16 protein-coding genes and 1 pseudogene are annotated in these 18,851 nt (G+C 71.8%); 8 read left to right on the forward strand and 9 right to left on the reverse strand.

The genetic code is table 11. The annotated features are described in order from the left end of the window. Positions 1-39: 39 nt before the first annotated feature. On the forward strand, positions 40-2,472 hold the full coding sequence (locus STRAU_RS25390; RefSeq protein WP_016643260.1) for an MMPL family transporter: 2,433 nt from the start codon (positions 40-42) through the stop codon (positions 2,470-2,472). A gap of 83 nt (positions 2,473-2,555) precedes the next feature. Here the strand turns inward: STRAU_RS25390 and STRAU_RS25395 are convergent, their stop codons facing one another. From STRAU_RS25395 to STRAU_RS25405, 3 genes are all read right to left on the reverse strand, one after another. Then, on the reverse strand, positions 2,556-4,424 hold the full coding sequence (locus STRAU_RS25395; protein WP_016643261.1) for a glycoside hydrolase family 18 chitinase: 1,869 nt from the start codon (positions 4,422-4,424) through the stop codon (positions 2,556-2,558). A 289-nt stretch (positions 4,425-4,713) separates the two neighbouring features. After that, positions 4,714-5,364 carry a response regulator gene (locus STRAU_RS25400; RefSeq protein WP_016643262.1) on the reverse strand — a complete coding sequence of 217 codons (651 nt, stop codon included), beginning with the start codon at positions 5,362-5,364 and terminating at the stop codon, positions 4,714-4,716. Continuing rightward, entirely contained in the window at positions 5,361-6,560 is a 1,200-nt protein-coding gene (locus STRAU_RS25405) for a sensor histidine kinase (protein ID WP_016643264.1), read from the reverse strand. The genes STRAU_RS25400 and STRAU_RS25405 overlap by 4 nt, the downstream gene beginning before the upstream one ends. Before the next feature lie 170 nt (positions 6,561-6,730). On the opposite strand from STRAU_RS25405, the gene STRAU_RS25410 reads away from it, so the two are divergent. Next, on the forward strand, positions 6,731-7,312 hold the full coding sequence (locus STRAU_RS25410; protein WP_016643265.1) for a hypothetical protein: 582 nt from the start codon (positions 6,731-6,733) through the stop codon (positions 7,310-7,312). Here STRAU_RS25410 and STRAU_RS25415 read toward each other — a convergent pair. The 3 genes from STRAU_RS25415 to STRAU_RS25425 form a co-directional block, all read right to left on the reverse strand. Beyond that, positions 7,309-7,881: a cob(I)yrinic acid a,c-diamide adenosyltransferase gene (locus STRAU_RS25415; RefSeq protein WP_016643266.1), complete on the reverse strand. Its 573-nt coding sequence runs from the start codon at positions 7,879-7,881 to the stop codon at positions 7,309-7,311. The two genes, STRAU_RS25410 and STRAU_RS25415, sit on opposite strands and share 4 nt — an antisense overlap. A gap of 82 nt (positions 7,882-7,963) precedes the next feature. After that, entirely contained in the window at positions 7,964-8,713 is a 750-nt protein-coding gene (locus STRAU_RS25420; RefSeq protein ID WP_016643267.1) for an ABC transporter permease, read from the reverse strand. Positions 8,714-8,737: 24 nt separating this feature from the next. Beyond that, positions 8,738-9,520, reverse strand: coding sequence for an ABC transporter ATP-binding protein (locus tag STRAU_RS25425; RefSeq protein ID WP_037661828.1), 783 nt, complete (start codon positions 9,518-9,520; stop codon positions 8,738-8,740). Between the two features lie 80 nt (positions 9,521-9,600). Here STRAU_RS25425 and STRAU_RS25430 point away from each other — a divergent pair, with 80 nt between their 5' ends. The 4 genes and pseudogenes from STRAU_RS25430 to STRAU_RS25445 all read left to right on the forward strand — a co-directional run bounded on the left by STRAU_RS25430 (position 9,601) and on the right by STRAU_RS25445 (position 14,639). After that, complete coding sequence (locus STRAU_RS25430; RefSeq protein WP_016643269.1) at positions 9,601-10,239, forward strand: TetR/AcrR family transcriptional regulator; 639 nt, start codon at positions 9,601-9,603, stop codon at positions 10,237-10,239. 170 nt (positions 10,240-10,409) lie between these two features. After that, positions 10,410-11,258 (forward strand): 3-hydroxyacyl-CoA dehydrogenase family protein, encoded by an 849-nt coding sequence (locus tag STRAU_RS25435; RefSeq protein ID WP_016643270.1) that lies wholly within the window; start codon positions 10,410-10,412, stop codon positions 11,256-11,258. A gap of 172 nt (positions 11,259-11,430) precedes the next feature. Further along, the gene (locus STRAU_RS25440) at positions 11,431-11,754 is read left to right on the forward strand and encodes an STAS domain-containing protein (protein WP_016643271.1); all 324 of its coding nucleotides are present in this window, start codon (positions 11,431-11,433) and stop codon (positions 11,752-11,754) included. 198 nt (positions 11,755-11,952) lie between these two features. After that, positions 11,953-14,639, forward strand: a pseudogene (locus STRAU_RS25445) (ATP-binding protein). Between the two features lie 74 nt (positions 14,640-14,713). Here STRAU_RS25445 and nucS read toward each other — a convergent pair. Then, positions 14,714-15,385, reverse strand: a complete 672-nt coding sequence (gene nucS / locus STRAU_RS25450) for an endonuclease NucS (RefSeq protein WP_016643274.1) — start codon at positions 15,383-15,385, stop codon at positions 14,714-14,716. Between the two features lie 257 nt (positions 15,386-15,642). Between nucS and STRAU_RS25455 the strand changes: the two genes are divergently transcribed. Then, the gene (locus tag STRAU_RS25455) at positions 15,643-16,035 is read left to right on the forward strand and encodes an SCO5389 family protein (RefSeq protein ID WP_016643275.1); all 393 of its coding nucleotides are present in this window, start codon (positions 15,643-15,645) and stop codon (positions 16,033-16,035) included. Positions 16,036-16,230: 195 nt separating this feature from the next. On the opposite strand, the gene STRAU_RS25460 is transcribed toward STRAU_RS25455, so the two are convergent. Then, positions 16,231-17,322 carry an LLM class flavin-dependent oxidoreductase gene (locus STRAU_RS25460; RefSeq protein WP_037661815.1) on the reverse strand — a complete coding sequence of 364 codons (1,092 nt, stop codon included), beginning with the start codon at positions 17,320-17,322 and terminating at the stop codon, positions 16,231-16,233. A 231-nt stretch (positions 17,323-17,553) separates the two neighbouring features. On the opposite strand from STRAU_RS25460, the gene STRAU_RS25465 reads away from it, so the two are divergent. After that, positions 17,554-17,904 (forward strand): hypothetical protein, encoded by a 351-nt coding sequence (locus STRAU_RS25465; RefSeq protein ID WP_016643277.1) that lies wholly within the window; start codon positions 17,554-17,556, stop codon positions 17,902-17,904. A 22-nt stretch (positions 17,905-17,926) separates the two neighbouring features. Here STRAU_RS25465 and STRAU_RS25470 read toward each other — a convergent pair whose 3' ends face one another. Next, positions 17,927-18,781, reverse strand: coding sequence for an ABC transporter permease (locus tag STRAU_RS25470; RefSeq protein WP_016643278.1), 855 nt, complete (start codon positions 18,779-18,781; stop codon positions 17,927-17,929). Between the last annotated feature and the right edge of the window lie 70 nt (positions 18,782-18,851).

The raw sequence follows: 18,851 nt of genomic DNA on the forward strand, positions 1-18,851 counted from the left end.
TGGAGTTCGCGGCTAGGAGCTGGGTCCTGGTCGCGGCGGGTGCCACGGCCCTGGTCCCGGGGCGGTTTCGTCGTCGCGGGCGACGAGTCGGCGGGGGTGCCGGTGATCTTCTGGAAGGGCCCGGCAGGACCGGGCTCCAAGCCCCCTGCCGGAGGAACCGTGATCCGCTCCCTCACATCCCTGACCACCCGTCATGCCTGGAAATTCATCCTGCTCTGGACGCTGCTCGCCGTCGCCCTGTCCATGGTCGGCCAGGCCAAGATGCACAGTGTCACCCAGCCCGACGTCGGCAGCTTCCTGCCGAAGTCGTACGACTCTGCGGCGGCCATGGAGATCGCCGAGGACAAGTTCGGCGCGAAGCCCGACGACAACGCCGTCACCGTGCTCGTCGGCCGCGAGGACGGCAAGAAGCTCACCGGCGGCGACCGGCGGCACATCGACAGGATCGCCGCAGGTCTGGGGGAGCGGCGCGTGCAGATGGCCAACCCCGACGACCTGCCCTCGTTCCTGCTGACGGACCACTCCCAGACCCCGGTCGTGAAGGCCGGAGCCGCGGCGCCCGACGGCACGTTCCGGCTGCTCTCCGTCTCGCTCGACGGCAACATGAACGACCCCGCGCTCCAGGACCTCTACCGGGACTTCCGCGACCACGCCGAGAAGGAGTTCGGCCGGGCGGACCTGCGCACCGGCTTCACCGGCGGCCTCGCGGACATCGCCGACACGACGGAGGCCCAGGAGGACACCGAGAAGCTGGTCGCGATCCTCACCTTCGGGCTCATCGTGCTCCTGAACGTCCTGGCCTTCCGCAGCTTCCTCGCCGCGGTCCTGCCGTTGCTCGCGGTCGCCCTCGTCGGCGGCGCCGCGACCGGCGCGGTGGTCGGCACGGCGCTCCTCTTCGACTTCAAGCTGGATCCGTCGACGCCGTCCCTGATCACCGTGGTGCTGCTCGGCATCGGCATCGACTACTTCCTGTTCATGCTGTTCCGGTTCCGTGAACTGCTGCGCGCCGAACCGGGCCCGGACCAGAACTCGCGCGCGCACCGGAGGAAGCACGCCCGCGGTGTCGCGGCGGCGTGCGCGGGCCGGGTCGGGGCGGCCATCACCTCGGCGGCGCTCACCATCGTGGCCGCCTTCGCCACGCTGGGGATCGCGAGCTTCGGGCAGTTCAAGGTGCTCGGCCCGGCCATCGCGGTGTGCGTCCTGGTGATGCTCGTCGCCAGCCTCACGTTCATGCCGGCGCTGCTCGCGGTCTGCGGGCGCGGCATGTTCTGGCCGTCCCGGGCGCTGCGCCAGGAGCCGCGCGCCGGGCTGAGCGCGCGGCTCGGGGAGCGCGTCGCGCGCCGTCCGCTCCTGTTCGTGGCCGCAAGCGTGGGTCTGCTGTGCGCGCTGAGCGCCGGCGCCCTCGGCATGCGGATGGACTACGGCACGGACGCGGGGCCCGACGACACGCCCGCGGCGGTCACGGCGAAGGAGATATCCCGCGCGCTGCCCGGCGGCGTGGCGAGCCCGCACACCGTGTACGTCGCGGCGGCCGACGGCAAGGAAGCCGCCAAGGGCGCCGGCCGTGACGTACGCATCGACCCGTCGGGCCTCAAGAGGCTGACCAAGGAGCTGAAGGCGGTCGAGGGCGTCGGCCGGGTGGCGCAGCCCGTGCTCAACGGCCGGCACACGGCGGCCAAGGTGGACTTCTATCTGGACGTCGACGTGCAGTCGCAGCGGGCCCGTGACCTGGTGTCCGACGAGGTGCGCCCCGTCGTCGCGCAGCAGGCGCCGCCCGGGACCGAGGCCCATGTGTCCGGGCAGGCCGCGATCTTCGCGGATGTGTCCGAGGCGGTGTCGAAGGACCTCAAGGTGGTCTTCCCCGTGGCCGCCGTGCTGATCGCCCTGATCCTGGTGGCCCTGCTGCGCAGCCTGCTCGCGCCGATGGTCCTCATGCTCGCCATCGGGCTCGGCTTCACGGCGACGCTCGGGTCCGGGGTGCTCGTCTTCCAGCACATCCTCGACCGGCCGGGGGTGTCGTTCACGCTGCCGCTCGTGCTCTTCCTGTTCGTCGTCGCCCTCGGCACCGACTACAACATCCTGATCAGCGACCGCATCCGGGAGGAGATGGGGCGCCCGGGCTCGGCGCGCCAGGCGGTGGCCGCCGCGGTGCGGCACACGGCTCCGGCCATCGTGACGGCCGGGATCGTGCTCGCGGGTTCGTTCGCGAGCCTCGCCGTCAACCCGTCACCGGGCACCCAGGAGATCGGTCTCGTCACCGCGCTGGGCATCGGCCTGTCCTCGCTGGTCCTCTCGATCGTGCTGGTGCCCGCGGTGGTGGCGATGCTCGGCCGGGCGACCTGGTGGCCGTCGAAGTCGGGCCGTGCGCCCGGTGGCCACCGCGCCCCTCGGACTTCCGCGTACGTGCCGTACGCACCGCACGAGCCCTCCCCGTGGGAGCGGCCGCACGAGCCGGAGCGGCTCCGCCGCTGACGGACGGCGGCGAAGAAGCCGGGGAGACAGGGGGCGTTCCTGTCTCCCCGGCTTCGTTCAGGGGGAAGTGTGGCCGGAGGCTGCTACTTCAGGCCGTCGTTGATGGCGCTCACCAGCTCACCGTTCGCGGTGTCGCCGCTGAACTCCCAGAAGAAGGCGCCGCCGAGGCCCTGCTCCTTCGCCCAGGTCATCTTGGCGCGGACGGTCGCCGGGGTGTCGTACGACCACCAGTTGCTGCCGCAGTGCGCGTACGCCGTGCCCGCGACGGTGCCGTTGGACGGGCAGGAGTTCTTGAGGATCTTGTAGTCCTCGATGCCCGCCTCGTACGTGCCCGGCGCGGCCCCGGTGGCCGTGCCGCCCGGTTCCTTCTGGGTGACGCCCGTCCAGCCGCGGCCGTAGAAGCCGATGCCGAGCAGCAGCTTCTTGGCCGGTACGCCCTTGGCCTTCAGCTTGTTGATGGCCGCCGCGGAGTTGAAGCCCGCCTTGGGGATGCCGGGGTAGTCGGTGAGCGGCGAGTGCGGGGCGGTCGGGCCCTTGGCGTCCCAGGCGCCGAAGAAGTCGTACGTCATCACGTTGTACCAGTCGGCGTACTGCGCGGCGCCGCCGTAATCGGCCGCGTCGATCTTGCCGCCGGGGGAGCCGTCGGCGGTGATGGCGGCGGTGACGAGGTTGTTCGCGCCGAACTTGTTCCGGAACGCCTGCATCATCGTCTTCATCACGGCCGGGCCGCTGGTGTCACAGGTCAGGCCGCACGCGTTGGGGTACTCCCAGTCCAGGTCGATGCCGTCGAACACGTCGGCCCAGCGCGGGTCCTCGACCAGCTTGTGGCAGGAGTCCGCGAACGCCTCGGGGTTCTTCATGGCGTCGGTGAAGCCACCGGACCAGGTCCAGCCGCCGAACGACCAGAGGACCTTGATGTGCGGGTACTTGGCCTTCAGCTTGCGCAGCTGGTTGAAGTTGCCGCGCAGCGGCTGGTCCCAGGTGTCGGCGACGCCGTCGACGGACTGGTCGGCGGTGTACGCCTTGTCGTAGTCGGCGTAGGCGTCGCCGATGGTGCACTTGCCGCCCTGGACGTTGCCGAACGCGTAGTTGATGTGCGTGATCTTCTCGGCGGAGCCGGAGGACACGATGTTCTTCACGTGGTAATTGCGCTGGTAGACACCCCAGTTGGTGAAGTACCCGAGCTTCACCTTGTCACCGGGGCCGGGACCGGGGTCGCCGCCCGTGGTGCGCACCTTCACGGAGCCGCTCGCGGGCCCGGTCTGGTCGGCGGTGTCACGGGCCTGGACGCTGTACGAGTAGTCGGTGCCCTTGGTGAGCCCGGAGTCGGCGTACGAAGTACCGGTCACCGTCGCGACCTTGGCGCCGTCGCGCAGCACGTCGTAGTTCTTGATGCCCTTGTCGTCGGTGGCCGCCTTCCAGTCCAGCTTCACCGAGGTGTCGGTGATGCCGGAGGCGGTCGGGGTGCCGGGAGCGGAGGGCGCGCTGTCGCCGGGCTGGCCGCCGCCGTCACAACTCTCGCCGTTCAGCAGGCAGTTGGACGGGGAGCCGGGGCCGGAGCCGTTGAAGCCGAAGGAGACGGTGGCTCCGGGCGCCAGCGAGCCGTTCCAGCCCAGGTTCTTCGCGGTCCACTTGTCGCCCGAGTTGGTGACGGTCGCGTCCCAGGCCGAGGTCACCTTGGTGCCGGCGGGGAAGTCCCACACGACGGTCCAGGAGCTGAGCGCGGTGGTGCCGGTGTTCTTGATCGTCCACTTGCCCTCGAAGCCGGTGCCCCAGTCCTGGGTCTTGGCGTAGGTGGCGGTGGCCGTGGCGGCGGCGGCCTTCGCGGCCTGCGGGGCGGGGTCCGGGGCCGCCTCGGCGGAGCCGCCGAGGGCGACGAGCGTGGCGAAGGGGAGCAGCAGAGTGGTGAGCCCGGCTGTCAGCCGATGTCTTGACCTGTGTCCGACGCGCAAGGGGTGCTCCTCGGGTGAGTTCCGGGGGTGGGGGTCAATCCCTGCGACGCCCGTGAGCACGAAGTGTGTGTCCTGTGCCTGACATGTGCCCACCGCAGTGCGGCGAGAATAGAAAGGTCTGGACCAACGGTCAAGGGTCTCAACCAATGCTGGCCCCTGGGCCCTGAGCAGTGAAGTGCCCCAGCGTGGGGCGCCGTTGATCGCCGCTTCGCGGCTCGTCCTCAAACCCCGGCTCGTCCTCAAACGCCGGACGGGCTATTTTCTGCCGCCCCGGCGTTCCAAGGGCCCTTCAGACCCCCAGCTCCTGGGCCAGCACGGCCGCCTGAACCCGGCTGCGAAGCTCCAACTTGCCCAGCAGGCGGCTCACATGGGTCTTCACGGTGGCTTCCGCCATATCCAGGCGGCCCGCGATCTCCGCGTTGGAGAGACCTTCCCCCAGGCAGGACAGGACTTCGAGCTCACGGCGCGTGAGGGTGTCGAGGACCGCCGGGTCCACGGTGCTGCCCTCGCGCGGAACCCGGCGCGGCGCGGCGAACTCCGCGATCAGCCGCCGCGTGACGGCCGGCGCGATCAGCCCCTCGCCGCGCGCGACCGTGCGCACCGCCTCCAGCAGGCCCCGCGCCTCCGTGTTCTTCAGCAGGAACCCGGACGCGCCCGCGCGCAGCGCCCCGAAGACGTACTCGTCCAGGTCGAACGTGGTCAGCACGAGCACGTCCGCGAGCTGCTCGGCCACCACCTGGCGGGTCGCCGAGACGCCGTCCAGGCGCGGCATCTGTACGTCCATGAGGATCAGGTCGGGCCGCAGCTCACGGGCGAGCGCCACCGCCTGCTCGCCGTCGGCGGCCTCCCCGACGACCTCCATGTCGGGCGCGCTGCGCAGGATCAGGACCAGACCCGCCCGCACGGCGGACTGGTCCTCGGCGACGAGCACGCGGATCATTCGGGAACTCCCTGGTCCTTGGGGTCGACGGGCAGGCGGGCCTCGACCCGCCAGACTTTGGCGCCGGGCACGTCCGGATGCGCCTCGGGGCCGGACTCGAAGCTGCCGCCGAGGAGCCCGGCCCGCTCCTCCATGCCGACGAGCCCGGCCCCGGAACCCGGCGCCCGTGGCCCGCGCGCCTCGCCGTACGGGCTGGTCACACGCACCCGCAGGGCGCCCGGCTGCTGGTCCAGGAACACCGTGACCAGTCCGGGCGAGGCGTGCTTCAGGGCGTTGGTGAGGGACTCCTGGACGATGCGGTACGCGGCCAGCCCGACCGGCGCCGGCAGGGCGGGGCCGTCCGGGGCGCGGGTGTCGTCGAGGCGGACGTCCAGGCCGTTGGTCCGGGCGCTCTCGACGAGCGAGCCGAGGCCGTCGAGGGTGGGCGCGGCGGCCGGTTCCAGGTCGCCGCTGGAGTCGCGCAGAATGCCGATGAGGCGGCGCATTTCGGCCAGTCCCTCGACGCTGTTCTCGCGGATGACGGTGAGCGCGTCCTTGGTCGTGCGCGGGTCGTCCAGGGACAGCGCGGCCGTGGAGTGGATGGCGATCGCCGACAGGTGGTTGGCGACCATGTCGTGCAGTTCGCGGGCCATCCGGGCGCGCTCGGCGGTGACGGCCTGGGTGCGGTCCACCTCGGCGAGCAGCGCCGTCTGCTCGGCGCGCAGCCGGGCCAGGTCGGCGGCCTCCCGGTGGTTGCGGACGAGGACGCCCGTGGTGGCGGGCGTGAACGACACCAGGGCGGTGACGGCGCCGACGAGGATCGCCTCCGGCTCCCGGAACCAGGCCAGGAAGCCGACGGTCACCGCGACCGTGATCAGCCCGGTGGTGACCGGAATGCGGCGGGCCGCGGCGGGCGTGCCGTACACCACGGCGGCGTACACGAGGTCCGTGAACATCACGACCGTCGCCAGATTGCCCGTCGTGAACTGGTCGGCGACCAGCGTGAAGGTGCCCGCGACCAGCGCGCACTGCGGGGCCGTGCGGCGCGTCAGCTCCAGGCCCGCCATGACGAACAGCGGCAGCAACGACCAGGCGTGCCCGAGCGGCCGGTCCTGCTGCATGTGCAGGCCGAGCGACCACAGCAGGACCCCGCTGAGCAGGCTGACCGCACAGATGCGTACGTCGACGACGTCCGGGCGGGCGAGCGGCAGGGGCATGGCTCCATCCAACACGGCCCCGCGGGCCCCGGCCTCCCTATGCGGGGTGAAGCCCCAGTACATCGAAGGATGCAGCCGCACTTCGTCACTCGCGACGACGATCCGCGGCGCCCCGGGCGCGAGCCTTGAGGAGTGACCGAGACAACCAGTGAGCCCGGGAGGAACGAGCCGTGATCGTCACGTTGATCATCATCTGTGAGGTGGGCTTCTGGGTGCTCCTGGCCGCGGGCCTCGCCACCCGCTATCTGCTGAAGATGCCACGCCTCGGCGCCGCGATCCTGCTCCTGGAACCAGTGCTCGAGCTGGTCCTGCTGGTCGTCACCGCCCTCGACCTCAAGAACGGCGCCGACCCGAGCTGGAAGCACGGCCTCGCCGCCGTGTACATCGGCTACACCGTCGGCCACGGCCACCGCACCATCAAGTGGCTCGACGGCCACGCCGCCCACCGCTTCCACGGCACACCGGTGCCGCGCCCGCCGCGCTACGGCTGGGCCCGCGCCCGGCACGAGGGCAAGGTGTGGCTCGGCTCGGTCGTCGCGGCGGCGGTCGCCACCGGTCTGCTGCTGCTCGCCATGTGGTACGTCGACGACCCGAGCCGCACGTCGTCCCTGGAGTCCTGGATGCACGTCGCATGGCGCACGGCCGGCATCCACGGCCTGGTCGCGCTGAGCTACGCCGTGTTCCAGAAGAAGGCCCCGGCCGAGGGCGCGGAGGAGCGGGACGAGCGGCCGCACGACCTCACCAAGGTCTAGCGCTCACCTCCCGGGACCCACAGCACGTCTCCGACCTCCTTGTTCGCCGTACGGGCGAGAATGAACAGGAGGTCGGAGAGGCGGTTGAGGTAGGTCGCGGTGAGCGGGTTCATGCTCTCCCCGTGCGCGTCGAGCGCCGCCCAGGTGGACCGCTCGGCCCGCCGCACCACGGTGCACGCCTGGTGCAACAGCGCCGCGCCCGGCGTACCACCCGGCAGGATGAAGCTGCGCAGCTTCTCCAGGTCCTCGTTGAAGCGGTCGCAGTCCGCCTCCAGCTTGTCGATGTAGAACTGCTCGACACGCAGCGGCGGGTACTTCGGGTCTTCGACGACCGGCGTGGACAGGTCCGCGCCCACGTCGAAGAGGTCGTTCTGGACCCGGGTGAGGACCTTCACGAGCTCCGCGTCGAGGCCGCCGAGCGCGATGGCCGTGCCGATGACGGCGTTGGCCTCGTTGGCGTCCGCGTACGCGGAGATCCTGAGGTCGGTCTTGGCGGTCCGGCTCATGTCGCCGAGGGCCGTGGTGCCCTGGTCGCCGGTCCGTGTGTAGATGCGCGTCAGATTGACCATGCGGCCAGCGTAGTGAGCGGCCCGGGCGCCCGCGGAGGCACTCTTGGGCTTCCCCGCGCCCCTTGCGGGGTTACCCGGACCGTCAGGTCCCGCCGTCTGCGTAGGCCCGGGTGCCGACGGCCACGGCGAGCACCGCGAAGCCCACGGCCACCAAGGTCCCGTACAGCATCGACGCAGTCGCGTACTCGCCGACGTACGCGTCGCGCACCGCGTCCACGAGGTAGCGGAACGGCATGAAGTGCGAGAGCACGTCGAGCCAGCCGGGGGCGAGCGCCATCGGCAGCATCAGGCCGGACAGCAGCATCGACGGCATGGCGAGCGCGTTGACCGTCGGGCCGAACGACTGCGGGGTGCTGAGCTTCAGCGCGAGCGCGTACGACAAGGAGGCGAGCGCGCAGGTCAGCAGGGCCACGAAGGCGAAGCCCAGGAGGACTCCGGCGAGCGGCGCGCGCAGGCCCATCACCAGCGCGGCGAGCACGAGAAGCACCGACTGGAAGACGAACAGCGCGGCGTCCCGTAGGAGGCGCCCCAGCAGCAGCGCGAGCCGGCTCACCGGAGTCACGCGCAGCCGCTCCACCACCCCCCAGTTCTTCTCCATGATGAGCGCGAAGCCGCTGAACGAGGCGCCGAACAGGCTGAGTTGGAGCAGCAGGCCCGGCACCAGGATCTGCCAGGAGTCGCCGCGCGAGCCCAGCGGCATGTCGGTGAGCAGCGGCCCGAAGAAGAGCAGGTACAGCAGCGGCATCAGCGCGCCGAAGAGCATCTGGAACTTCGAGCGCAGGGTCTGGCGGGCGTAGCGCTGGAAGAGCAGCGCGGTGTCGTGGAGCAGCATGACGGTTTCCTGGGGTCCTGGTGGCTAGACGGCCACGGGGGTGGCGTCGACGGGGGCCGGGGCGCGCCCGGTGATGGCGAGGAAGGCGTCCTGGAGCGAGGCCCCGGGCGATCCGGCGTACTGCTCCTTGAGCGCGGCCGGGGTGCCTTCCGCGGCGACCACGCCCTTGTCGACGACGACGATCCGGTCCGCGAGCGCGTCGGCCTCGTCCAGATAGTGGGTGGTGAGGAAGACGGTCGTGCCGTGCTTGTCGCGCAGCTCCCGCACCAGGCGCCACAGGTCGGCGCGGCTGCCCGGGTCGAGCCCGGTCGTCGGCTCGTCCAGGAACAGCACCGCGGGGCGGTGGGTGAGGCCGAGGGCGATGTCCAGCCTGCGCCGCTGGCCGCCGGAGAGGGCGGCGGTCCTGCGGTCGAGCAGCTCGGTGAGGTCGAGGTCCGCCGCCAGCTCGGCGGCGCGGCTCGTCGCCTCTGCCTTCGTCAGGCCGTAGAGCCGCCCCTGGATGACGAGTTCGTCGCGCACCGTCTCCTGCGGGTCGACACCGCCCGACTGGGCGACGTACCCGATCTTCTTCCGTACGGCCGCGGGGTTCCCTCGCAGGTCGACGCCCGCGACGGCGGCGGCGCCGCCGGTGGGCGGGAGCAGCGTGGTGAGCATCCGCAGCGTGGTGGTCTTGCCCGCGCCGTTGGGGCCGAGGAAGCCGAGGATCTCGCCGGGGGCGACGGTCAGGTCGATGCCGCGCACGGCTTCTACGGAGCCCGCTTTCGTGACGAAGGTCTTGGCCAGTCCGGCCGTGCTGATGATTGCCATGGAGACCACAAAAACAGAGACTCTTAAATTTTGCAATCTGCCCAATGTTTCATCGAGCCCAGCAAAGCTACGATGGCGGCATGGCTGAGGGACTGAGAGAGCGCAAGAAGCGGCAGACCAAGCAGCGGATCTCGGACATCGCGACCGGGCTCTTCCTGGAGCACGGCTTCGTGACGGTGACCGTCGCGGAGGTCGCCGAGGCCGCGGACGTGTCGGTCAACACCGTCTACAACTACTTCCCGGCCAAGGAGGACCTGTTCCTCGACCGCGGCGCCGAGATCGTCGACCGGCTCTCGCGCTGGGTGCGCGGGCGGCCGGTGGGGGAGTCGTGTGCCGCAGCCGTCCTGCGCGAGCTGCGCGCCCAGGTCGAGGGCGTCTCGCCCGCCGTCGGGCTCTTCGCCGGGTACGCGGACTTCATGCAGGTCATCACCGAGTCGGCCGCCCTGCGCTCCCGCCTGTGGGCCATCCAGCAGGAGAGCCTCAAGGACCTGGAGACCACCCTGCGCGCCGAGGCGGGCCCCGTCCCCGGCCGGCTCCCCGAACTCGTCGCCGGACAGCTCAACTGGGTGAACGCAACGGTCTTCGCCTTCATCGGCGACGAGATGAGCAAACGCCGCCCCGCCGACGACGTCTCCCGCGAAGCCCTCGACCTCATCGACGAGGCGGAGGACCTGCTCGGCGAGAAGGTCCTCAACTACGGGGTCCGCACGGCCACATGACGCCCTGAAGGGCCCCGCCGCGCCCCTGCCCGTGTGATGTCCGTCAAATGGGACGTGGCGTGCGTCTCTTCGCCGCCCCACGGCAGCTCACGAACGCTAATGTCCGCATCAGAGCGAAACGTAAACAGCGTGTAAGAGCTCAGTCGTACGCGGGTAAGGGGAGTCGTAACGTGGCACGGAAGCTTGCTGTCATCGGAGCCGGACTCATGGGATCCGGCATCGCCCAGGTCTCCGCCCAGGCGGGCTGGGACGTCGTCCTGCGCGACGTCACCGACGAGGCGCTGACCCGCGGCACCGACGGCATCAAGGCCTCGTACGAGAAGTTCGTCAGCAAGGGCAAACTGGACGCCGAAGCCGCCGAGTCGGCGCTCGGCCGCATCACCACCACCACCGACCTGGACGCCGCCGCCGACGCGGACGTCGTCGTCGAGGCCGTCTTCGAGAAGCTCGAGGTCAAGCACGAGATCTTCCGGGCGCTCGACAAGCTCGTGCGCGACGACACGGTGCTCGCCTCCAACACCTCCGCCATCCCGATCACCAAGATCGCGGCCGTGACGGAGCGCCCCGAGCGCGTCGTCGGCGCGCACTTCTTCTCGCCGGTCCCGATGATGCAGCTCTGCGAGCTGGTGCGCGGCTACAAGACCAGCGACGAAACCCTCGCCCGCACCCGCGAGTTCGCCGAGTCCGTCGGCAAGACCTGCATCGTCGTCAACCGCGACGTCGCGGGCTTCGTGACCACCCGCCTCATCTCGGCGCTCGTCGTCGAAGCGGCCAAGCTGTACGAATCGGGCGTCGCCACCGCCGAGGACATCGACATCGCCTGCAAGCTCGGCTTCGGCCACGCCATGGGCCCGCTCGCGACCGCCGACCTCACCGGCGTCGACATCCTGCTGCACGCCACCGAGAACATCTACACCGAGTCCCAGGACGAGAAGTTCGCCCCGCCGGAGCTGATGCGCCGGATGGTTGACGCCGGTGACATCGGGCGCAAGAGCGGGCAGGGCTTCTACAAGCACTGACGCCTCCTGCCGACACCCGTGCGCTCCCCGGATCACCCCCCGGGGTGAATTCGGTATCGGTTCGCTTACAGACGGCAACTTCCGTACCCGAGCGACAGTCAGTTGCTGTGACATACACAGACGCCTCGCGGCACAGGCGCCACATACGACACCGCACTCTTGGGGAGCGCATATGCACATCAGGGGCGACCAGGCCCAGCTGGTCGTCGGGGGACGCCTCGACGTACGCAGCGCGGCGGACGCCCGTACGGTCCTGCACTCGGCCGTCGACGACGGCGCCGGCGACCTGGTGCTCGACCTGTCCGAACTCGACTCGTGGGACGCCACGGGACTCGGCGTCATCATGGGCGCGCACCGGCGCGCCGGACGCTGCGGCCGCCGGCTCGTGCTGCGCGACGTACCCCCGCAGATGCAGCGCCTCCTCGTCGCCACCCGCCTGCACCGCATCCTCGCCATCGAAGGCGGCATCGGGGTCGAATCGCTCCCGCGCGTGTAACGCGCACAATCCTCACGAGACTGTGACGTCTCGGGCCGGGCGGTACCCCGCCCTCCGCGTAGATACTGAGGACGGTTTAGGGTTCGGTCGCCTGCCGATGGACGAACCCGCACGGGGGGCACCGGACCAGAAGCGACAGCGCAGTGTGCCCAAGGCCGGAGGGGGCTTCGCACACGACGCATCTGGGGGGCTAGGACGATGGACCCGATGAACACGGGACCGGAAGAGTACGGCCACGACGGTGACGGCCGCGAAGACGTGAGCCTCGGCCGCGAAGGCATCGACGACGACAGCGCGGCCCGCGCACCCGGCGAGGCGTACGCGGCACACCCGCCGCAGGACGCCCCACCGGACCCCCAGGGCCCGCCGGGCGGCCTCGGCGCCCCGGCCACCGCCGACTTCGGGCCGCCCCAGGTCGCCCGCACCGTCCAAGTGGTGTCCGGCGACCTCCTGCTCACCGTCAACCCCGTCGACGGCAGCGAGATAGAACCCTGCCCACCGGGAGAGCAGCCCGGACGCCCGCGCAAGCACTCCGCAGCCAAGCGCGCCGAACGCCGCCGCGCCGCACTGCCGCCCGTGCCGCCGGGCCCCGCCCTGCCCCGCCTGCCCCTGCTCGAACGGCAGGAGGAACGCGAGCGCCTGGTGCGGCTGCTCGCCCGCGGGCGCTCCGTGCGTCTCACCGGACCCGCGGGATCCGGCCGCACGACCCTGCTCGCCGCCGTCGCCGAGGACTGCGCGGACCTCGCCCCCGACGGCGTGGTCCGCCTCAGCGGCTACCACCGCACGGTCAACGACCTGCTGTACGACCTCTTCGCCACCGTCTACGACGCGCCGCTGCACCGCCCCGACGGGACCCTGCTGCGCGAGCTCCTCGGCGACGTCGGCGCCGTCGTCGTCCTCGACGACCTGGAGTTCGGCGGCGCCGCCCTCGAAGAGCTCCTCGACGCCACACCCGAGTGCGCCTTCCTCGTGGCCGCGACGCCCGACATCGCCGCCCCGTCGCCCGAGTCCCACCTCGAAGAGGTCTTCCTCGGCGGGCTCGGCCGCGGCGGCGGCCTGGAACTCCTGGAGCGCGTCGTCGGCCGCGTCCTCACCGACGACGAGGCCAACTGGGCCGGCGACCTGTGGTTCGAGTCCGAGGGACTGCCGCTGCGCTTCGTCCAGGCCGGCGCCCTGCTGCGCCAGCGCGACCAACTGCGGGCCGACCCGACGGCCTTCGACGAGTACGGCGCCTACGAAGGAACCGGCGCCGCGCCCTACGACGCGCCCTTCGACGCCGACGGACACGACGTGCCGCTGCCGTCCCTCGCCGACGGCGCCGCGCCCGCTGCCCTGCTCGCCTCCCGGCTGAGCGCGTCCGCCCGCGCCGCGCTCCGCTTCGCCGTGGCACTCGGCGGCGAACTGCCGCACCCGGCCCACCTGCCCGCCCTCGTCGGCGACACGCACGCCGACGCGGCGCTCGCGGAGCTCGTCGACTGCGCCCTGGTCACCCCCGTCGGCGGCCACTACCGGCTCGCGGCCGACGTGCGGACCCAGCTCGAGAGCGCCGGGTACGCCGACGACGCCGTCGCGAACGTCCAGTCCGCCGCCCAGCACTACGCCTGGTGGTCCGGGCACCCCTCGGTGGGCCCCGAACGGGTCGCCGCCGAGGCCGACGCGGTCCTCGCGGCGCTCACCGCGCTGATCAACGGGCCGGGCGCCGGGGGAGCGGCCGGCAGCGGTGGGGGCGAGCCGCCCGCCGCGGTGCTGCTCGCCCGCACCGTCGCGCCCGCCTTCGCCGGCGGGCTGCACTGGGGCGCCTGGGAGCGGGCCCTGCGGTCCGGCCAGGAGGCGTCGCGCACCGCCGGCGAGGTCGGCGAAGAAGCCTACTTCCACCACGAGTTGGGCATCCTCGCGCTCTGCGCGGGGCGCCTCGACCGGGCCCGCGCCGAACTGGAGGCGTCCATCGGCCTGCGCGGCGCGCTCGCCGACAAGCGCGGCATGATCGCCGGGCGCAGGGCGCTCGCCCTGGTCGCCGACCGCTCCGGCGGGGTGCTGCCCGGCAGTGGCCAGGCGGCCGCCGGCGAAGAGGTGCCCGACGCCCGCTACGAGGAGTCGGCGTCGCCGCCCGGCGGGGTCCCCACGGCGTTCGCGGGGGTCGCGCTGCCCGCGCCGCCGCCCGAGCCCGACACCCTGGTGACCCGGCAGGCCGGGCCCGCCGGGCACGGGTCCGGCGCCGGGGCGGGGTCCGGTGCTTCCGGTTCCGCGCCCACCCGCCGCTCGATCGTGCGGGGCACGCGGCGCAATCTCGCCGCCGCCGGGGCGGGCGCGCTGCTCGTCGCGGTCCTCGGCACCGTGGTGACGCTCGGCGCGACCTCCGACAACGACGGGGGCCCGCCCGACCGGGTGCGCACCGACCAGTCGGCGAGCGCCGACGACGAGGGCGGCGGCCTCGGCGCCGACAAGCCGCGTGAGGACTCCACGGCCCGCCCGGCCGCCCCGGGCGAGGACGGCACGCCCGGCACCTCCGACGACCCGACGCCGAGCACGGGCGGCACGCCCGCGCCGAGCGACGACCCGAAGGACCCGACGGACAAGCCCAGCGGCAAGCCGTCGGACAAGCCGAGCGACAAGCCGACGAAGCCCACGGACCGGCCCACCAAGCCGACGGACAAGCCCACCAAACCCACGAAGCCGCCGACGAAGCCGCCCACGACGCCGCCGACGACCCCGCCCACCACGCCACGACGCCGCCGACCACCCCGCCCACGACGCCGTCCTCGCCGAACACGTCCAACTCGGCCGGCGGCCCGTCCGCGTCGGGCCCGGCGAGCAGCGCGTCGGCGACGAGCGACACACCCGGCTCGCCGGGCGGATCCGGCTCCGGACCGTCCACGGTGATCTGACGCGTCTACACCAAAGGGGCCGGATTCCCGTGGGAATCCGGCCCCTTTCGCGTAGGTGCGGTGGGACGCTCCGCTCAGAACAGGCGCAGCTTGTCGTCCTCGATGCCGCGCAGCGCGTCGTAGTCGAGGACGGCGCAGCCGATGCCGCGGTCCGTGGCGAGTACGCGCGCCTGCGGCTTGATCTCCTGGGCGGCGAAGATTCCCTTGACCGGCGCCAGGTGCGGGTCGCGGTTCAACAGCTCCAGGTAGCGCGTCAGTTGCTCGACGCCGTCGATCTCGCCGCGCCGTTTGATCTCCACGGCGACCGTCTGCCCGTCGGCGTCGCGGCAGAGGATGTCGACGGGGCCGATCGCCGTCATGTACTCGCGGCGGATCAGCGAATAGCCGTCGCCGAGGGTCTCGATCCGGTCGGCGAGCAACTCCTGAAGGTGTGCTTCCACGCCGTCCTTGATGAGGCCCGGGTCCACGCCCAGCTCGTGCGAGGAGTCGTGGAGGACTTCCTCCATGGTGATGATGAGCTTCTCGCCCGCCTTGTTGATGACGGTCCACACTCCGGCGTCGTCGCCGGTGCCCTCCTTCAGGGTGCACGGCGGCGACATCCAGTTGAGGGGCTTGTAGGCCCGGTCGTCAGCGTGGATGGAGACGCTTCCGTCCGCCTTGACGAGGATCAGGCGGGGGGCCGACGGGAGATGGGCGGTGAGCCTGCCCGCGTAGTCCACGGAGCAGCGGGCGATGACGAGACGCATGGTCGGCAACGCTACTCGACGCGGGGTGGTCCAGCGAATTCCGTGCGCCCCGGGCAGCTCCGGAGGCTTTGTGGGCCGCACCACTTGTCCATCGATGAACCCGTTCGATCCTGGCCGGTTATGCGCCCAATCTCCTGGTGCCCTCACGGGCCGTTGCCTACCGTATAAGCAGGAGGTCGTCGCACGTGCACGCTGCGTATGCGAGCTCCTTCCCTGTCCGTGAGCCCCTGCTCCCTGGGGGTGCGAGAGGAGAACCCATGTCGCTCGACGTCTCACCGGCACTGTTGGAACAGGCCGAGCGAGGCGAGGTCGACGAAGCAGCCTTCGTCGACTGCGTCCGGACCTCCCTGCCTTACGCGTGGGAGATGGTCAGCTCCCTGGTGGCTCAGTTGAAGGTCGACGGCGGCGAGTTCGCCGACAACCAGACGCCGCCGCCGGACGAGCAGGCGCGCGGCCAGTTGCTGCGCGCGCTCGCGAGTGACGCGATTCGCGGCGCCCTGCAGCGCCACTTCGGGGTCCGTCTGGCGTTCCAGAACTGCCACCGTGTGGCGGTGTTCCCGCTGGACGGCTCCGCGGACGACAGGCTGGCCAAGTTCACTTCGATCCGTGGCCAGTTGCTGAACCAGTCGCCCGAACTACGGGACTGCTGACGCCAGTTGCTGCCGCTCCGTACGCGGGAGGTGTTTCTAGTACCGGAGCGGCAGCTGGCGGGGGCGCCTTGTGCAGGTCCCCCCGGGGTGGGGGGTGCCTCCTTCGTTGGTCTGCCGCTTGGTGGGGGCTGGGCGCGCAGTTCCCCGCGCCCCTTCACAGCGCCCCTTCGGGGCGGCTGTTCGGGGCGGCGCTTTCTACGTCAGTTGCGGGAGGACCTCCGCGCCCAGGCGGCGTACGTTGTCCTCTGTTGTTGCCAGGTCGCCCGAGCCCTCCACGAGGAGGGCGAAGCGGGTGATGCCGGTGCGTTCCGATGTGGCCGACAGGCGGTCCACGCATACCTGTGGGGTTCCCACGGGGTGGATGCCGCACAGCAGTTCCGTGTAGCCCAGCGGGTCGCGCATGGCGCGGACTCGGCCGTCGACCGTGACGTGTGCGTCCAGGCCGTACCGCAGCCAGCCCGGCATGGCCTTGGTGAGTGTTTCGGCCGCCTCCACGCGGCGGTCGGCGATCTGCACGACCCCGGCCGAGACGTGCGCGGCCCGCGCCACCTCGTCCGGCGTGCGCCCGGCGGCGCGCGCGTGCCTGCCCCACAACGCCACCATTTCGGCCTTCTCCTCGTCGCCCACGTGCATGCCGAGCAGCATCGGCAGACCGCGGGCGGCGGCGAGCCGGACGCTGGACGGCGAGGTGCACGCCACGACCACCTCGGGCCCGGCGGACGGCGCGGACCGCTCCGGCGGGGCGGGCAGGTCCGGGAACGGGCCGGGTGACCCCGGCGGCGACGTCAGCGCCTCCTGCGGACGCGGCACGACCGCCACGTCGCGGAAGCTGAACCGGCCCCCGGACCCGGCCACCCGCGGCGCCCCGCTGAGCCAGCGGAGCAGCAGGTCGAGCGATTCCGGGAACCCCTTCTCGTACGCCTCGATCCCCGCGCCGAAGACCTCCAGGTCCACCCACGGGCCGCCGCGCCCCACACCCAGCGAGAAGCGCCCGCCCGAGGTGAGGTGCAGCAGCGCGGCCTGCTCGCCGAGCGCCACCGGGTGGGCGGTGGGCAGCACGCTCACGGCGGTGCCGACGCGGATGCGACGGGTGCGCCCGAGCAGCAGGGCCGCGAGGGTGATCGCGGAAGGACAGGTGCCGTACGGCACGAAGTGGTGTTCGGCGAGCCAGGCGGAGTCGAGCCCCGCCTCCTCGGCGACTTCGACGGACCGCACCGCGCGGTGCAGTGCTTCCCCATGGCCCTGGCCCGGGAACTGGGCGGCCAGCACAAAACTTCCTAAGCGCATCGAACTTCCTGCCTCCTTGGCGCCGACGCAGGCACTCCCCTACCGGCAACAACGCGTGACAAGTGCCAAGGGCACGGCTTGGCATGCAGATTGGCGGATTTTCTGCGCGGCGCAGGGGGGATCTGTGGGGGTTGGTGAAGGACGTTTACTCCTCTGTACGGTGCGTAGGCTGGGCACACGTCTGCCCGCAGGCCCCCGTCCCGCCCGTCACCAGTCCTCGTGAGGTGTCCCGTGTCACCGCGTCGTAACCGCCCCAAGGGCGCCGGAGATCCCAGGCCGGGCCAGGGGCCCCAGGACGCCCGGGACGCGGAGCCCTCCGGCCGCTACGGCGGCTTCCAGCGCGCCGAGAGCTGGCAGGGCGAGGAGTGGAGCGTGCGCCATGTGGCGGGCGCGAGCGCGGCCGGCAAGACCTACCGCTGCCCGGGCTGCGACCAGGGGATCCCCGCCGGACTCGGGCACGTGGTCGCCTGGCCCGAGCACTCGGGCGTGGACGAGCGCAGGCACTGGCACACGGCGTGCTGGAACGCGAAGGACCGCCGCACCACGCGGGTGCAGCGGTCCCGTAACGCGCCCAGGTACTAGCCCCTGGCGGGGGCGTACGCGCTCAGACGTCGCGCTTCTCCAGCAGGGCGAAGGCGCCGACGACGGCGGCGGCCGTGACGACGATGAGCAGCACCAGCTGCGACGTGCCGCTGCTGCTGTCGGGGCCGTCGATCTGGAAGACCGCGGCGAGCGAGTTGATCGCGTTGTAGTCGGCCATCTTCTCGCCGAGCTTCTGGGTGCTCTCCCAGATGCCCAGGAACCCCGGCAGGATCGCCGGGACGAGGACCACGCCGAGCATCGTGGTGATGGCGCCGGCGGAGTGGCGCAGCATGGAGCCGACGGCGAGCGCGAGCACGCCGAGCAGCGAGACGTACAGGCCGCCCTTCAGGACCGTGCCGCCCCAGCCGATGTCGCCCGCCTCCGGGCCGCTGTGCGCGCCCGACGCCATCAGGCCGACGAGCAGGATCGAGCCCGCGGACGCGATGAAGGCGACCACGAAGAAGATCAGGGCCTTCGCCGCCAGGACGCGGTGGCGCTGCGGCGATGCGGTGAAGGTGGTGCGGATCATGCCGGTGCCGTACTCGGACGACGTCACCAGGACGCCGAGCGTGATCAGGCAGATCTGGCCGAGCATCAGGCCGAAGAACGCCGGGACGGTGAACGGCACGTCACGGTAGTCGTCGGCCTGGGTGTTCGCGACCGCGAGCAGGCCGATGCCGATGACCAGGACCAGGAAGATGCTCAGCGTCCACACCGTGGAGCGGACCGACTTGATCTTCGTCCACTCGGAGGCGAGGGCGTGGCCGAGGTTGGTCTTCTTGACCGGGATCGGCGAGGTGTAGGCGCTGTTCATCGCCTGCTGCCAGGCCGACGGCGGGGCCGGGGCGGCGGGCGCGGGCGGCGGGGCGGGCACCATGGCAGGCGGGCCCTGCGGGGCGGTCATGGCGCCCGCGTAGGCCTGCTGCGGCTGCGGGGCCGCCTGCGGG

The sequence above is a fragment of the Streptomyces aurantiacus JA 4570 genome (genome assembly GCF_000414115.1).
GTDB classification, from domain to species: domain Bacteria; phylum Actinomycetota; class Actinomycetes; order Streptomycetales; family Streptomycetaceae; genus Streptomyces; species Streptomyces aurantiacus_A.

Excerpts from the sequence above, each read along its gene's own strand:
- STRAU_RS25405 (WP_016643264.1), bottom strand. The coding sequence starts at position 6,560 with ATGCCCCTGCCGCTCGCCCGCCCGGACGTCGTCGACGTACGCATCTGT.
- STRAU_RS25470 (WP_016643278.1), bottom strand. The coding sequence starts at position 18,781 with ATGGTGCCCGCCCCGCCGCCCGCGCCCGCCGCCCCGGCCCCGCCGTCG.
- STRAU_RS25455 (WP_016643275.1), top strand. The coding sequence starts at position 15,643 with ATGTCGCTCGACGTCTCACCGGCACTGTTGGAACAGGCCGAGCGAGGC.
- STRAU_RS25430 (WP_016643269.1), top strand. The coding sequence starts at position 9,601 with ATGGCTGAGGGACTGAGAGAGCGCAAGAAGCGGCAGACCAAGCAGCGG.
- STRAU_RS25440 (WP_016643271.1), top strand. The coding sequence starts at position 11,431 with ATGCACATCAGGGGCGACCAGGCCCAGCTGGTCGTCGGGGGACGCCTC.
- STRAU_RS25460 (WP_037661815.1), bottom strand. The coding sequence starts at position 17,322 with ATGCGCTTAGGAAGTTTTGTGCTGGCCGCCCAGTTCCCGGGCCAGGGC.
- STRAU_RS25420 (WP_016643267.1), bottom strand. The coding sequence starts at position 8,713 with ATGCTGCTCCACGACACCGCGCTGCTCTTCCAGCGCTACGCCCGCCAG.
- STRAU_RS25400 (WP_016643262.1), bottom strand. The coding sequence starts at position 5,364 with ATGATCCGCGTGCTCGTCGCCGAGGACCAGTCCGCCGTGCGGGCGGGT.
- STRAU_RS25425 (WP_037661828.1), bottom strand. The coding sequence starts at position 9,520 with ATGGCAATCATCAGCACGGCCGGACTGGCCAAGACCTTCGTCACGAAA.
- STRAU_RS25415 (WP_016643266.1), bottom strand. The coding sequence starts at position 7,881 with ATGGTCAATCTGACGCGCATCTACACACGGACCGGCGACCAGGGCACC.
- nucS (WP_016643274.1), bottom strand. The coding sequence starts at position 15,385 with ATGCGTCTCGTCATCGCCCGCTGCTCCGTGGACTACGCGGGCAGGCTC.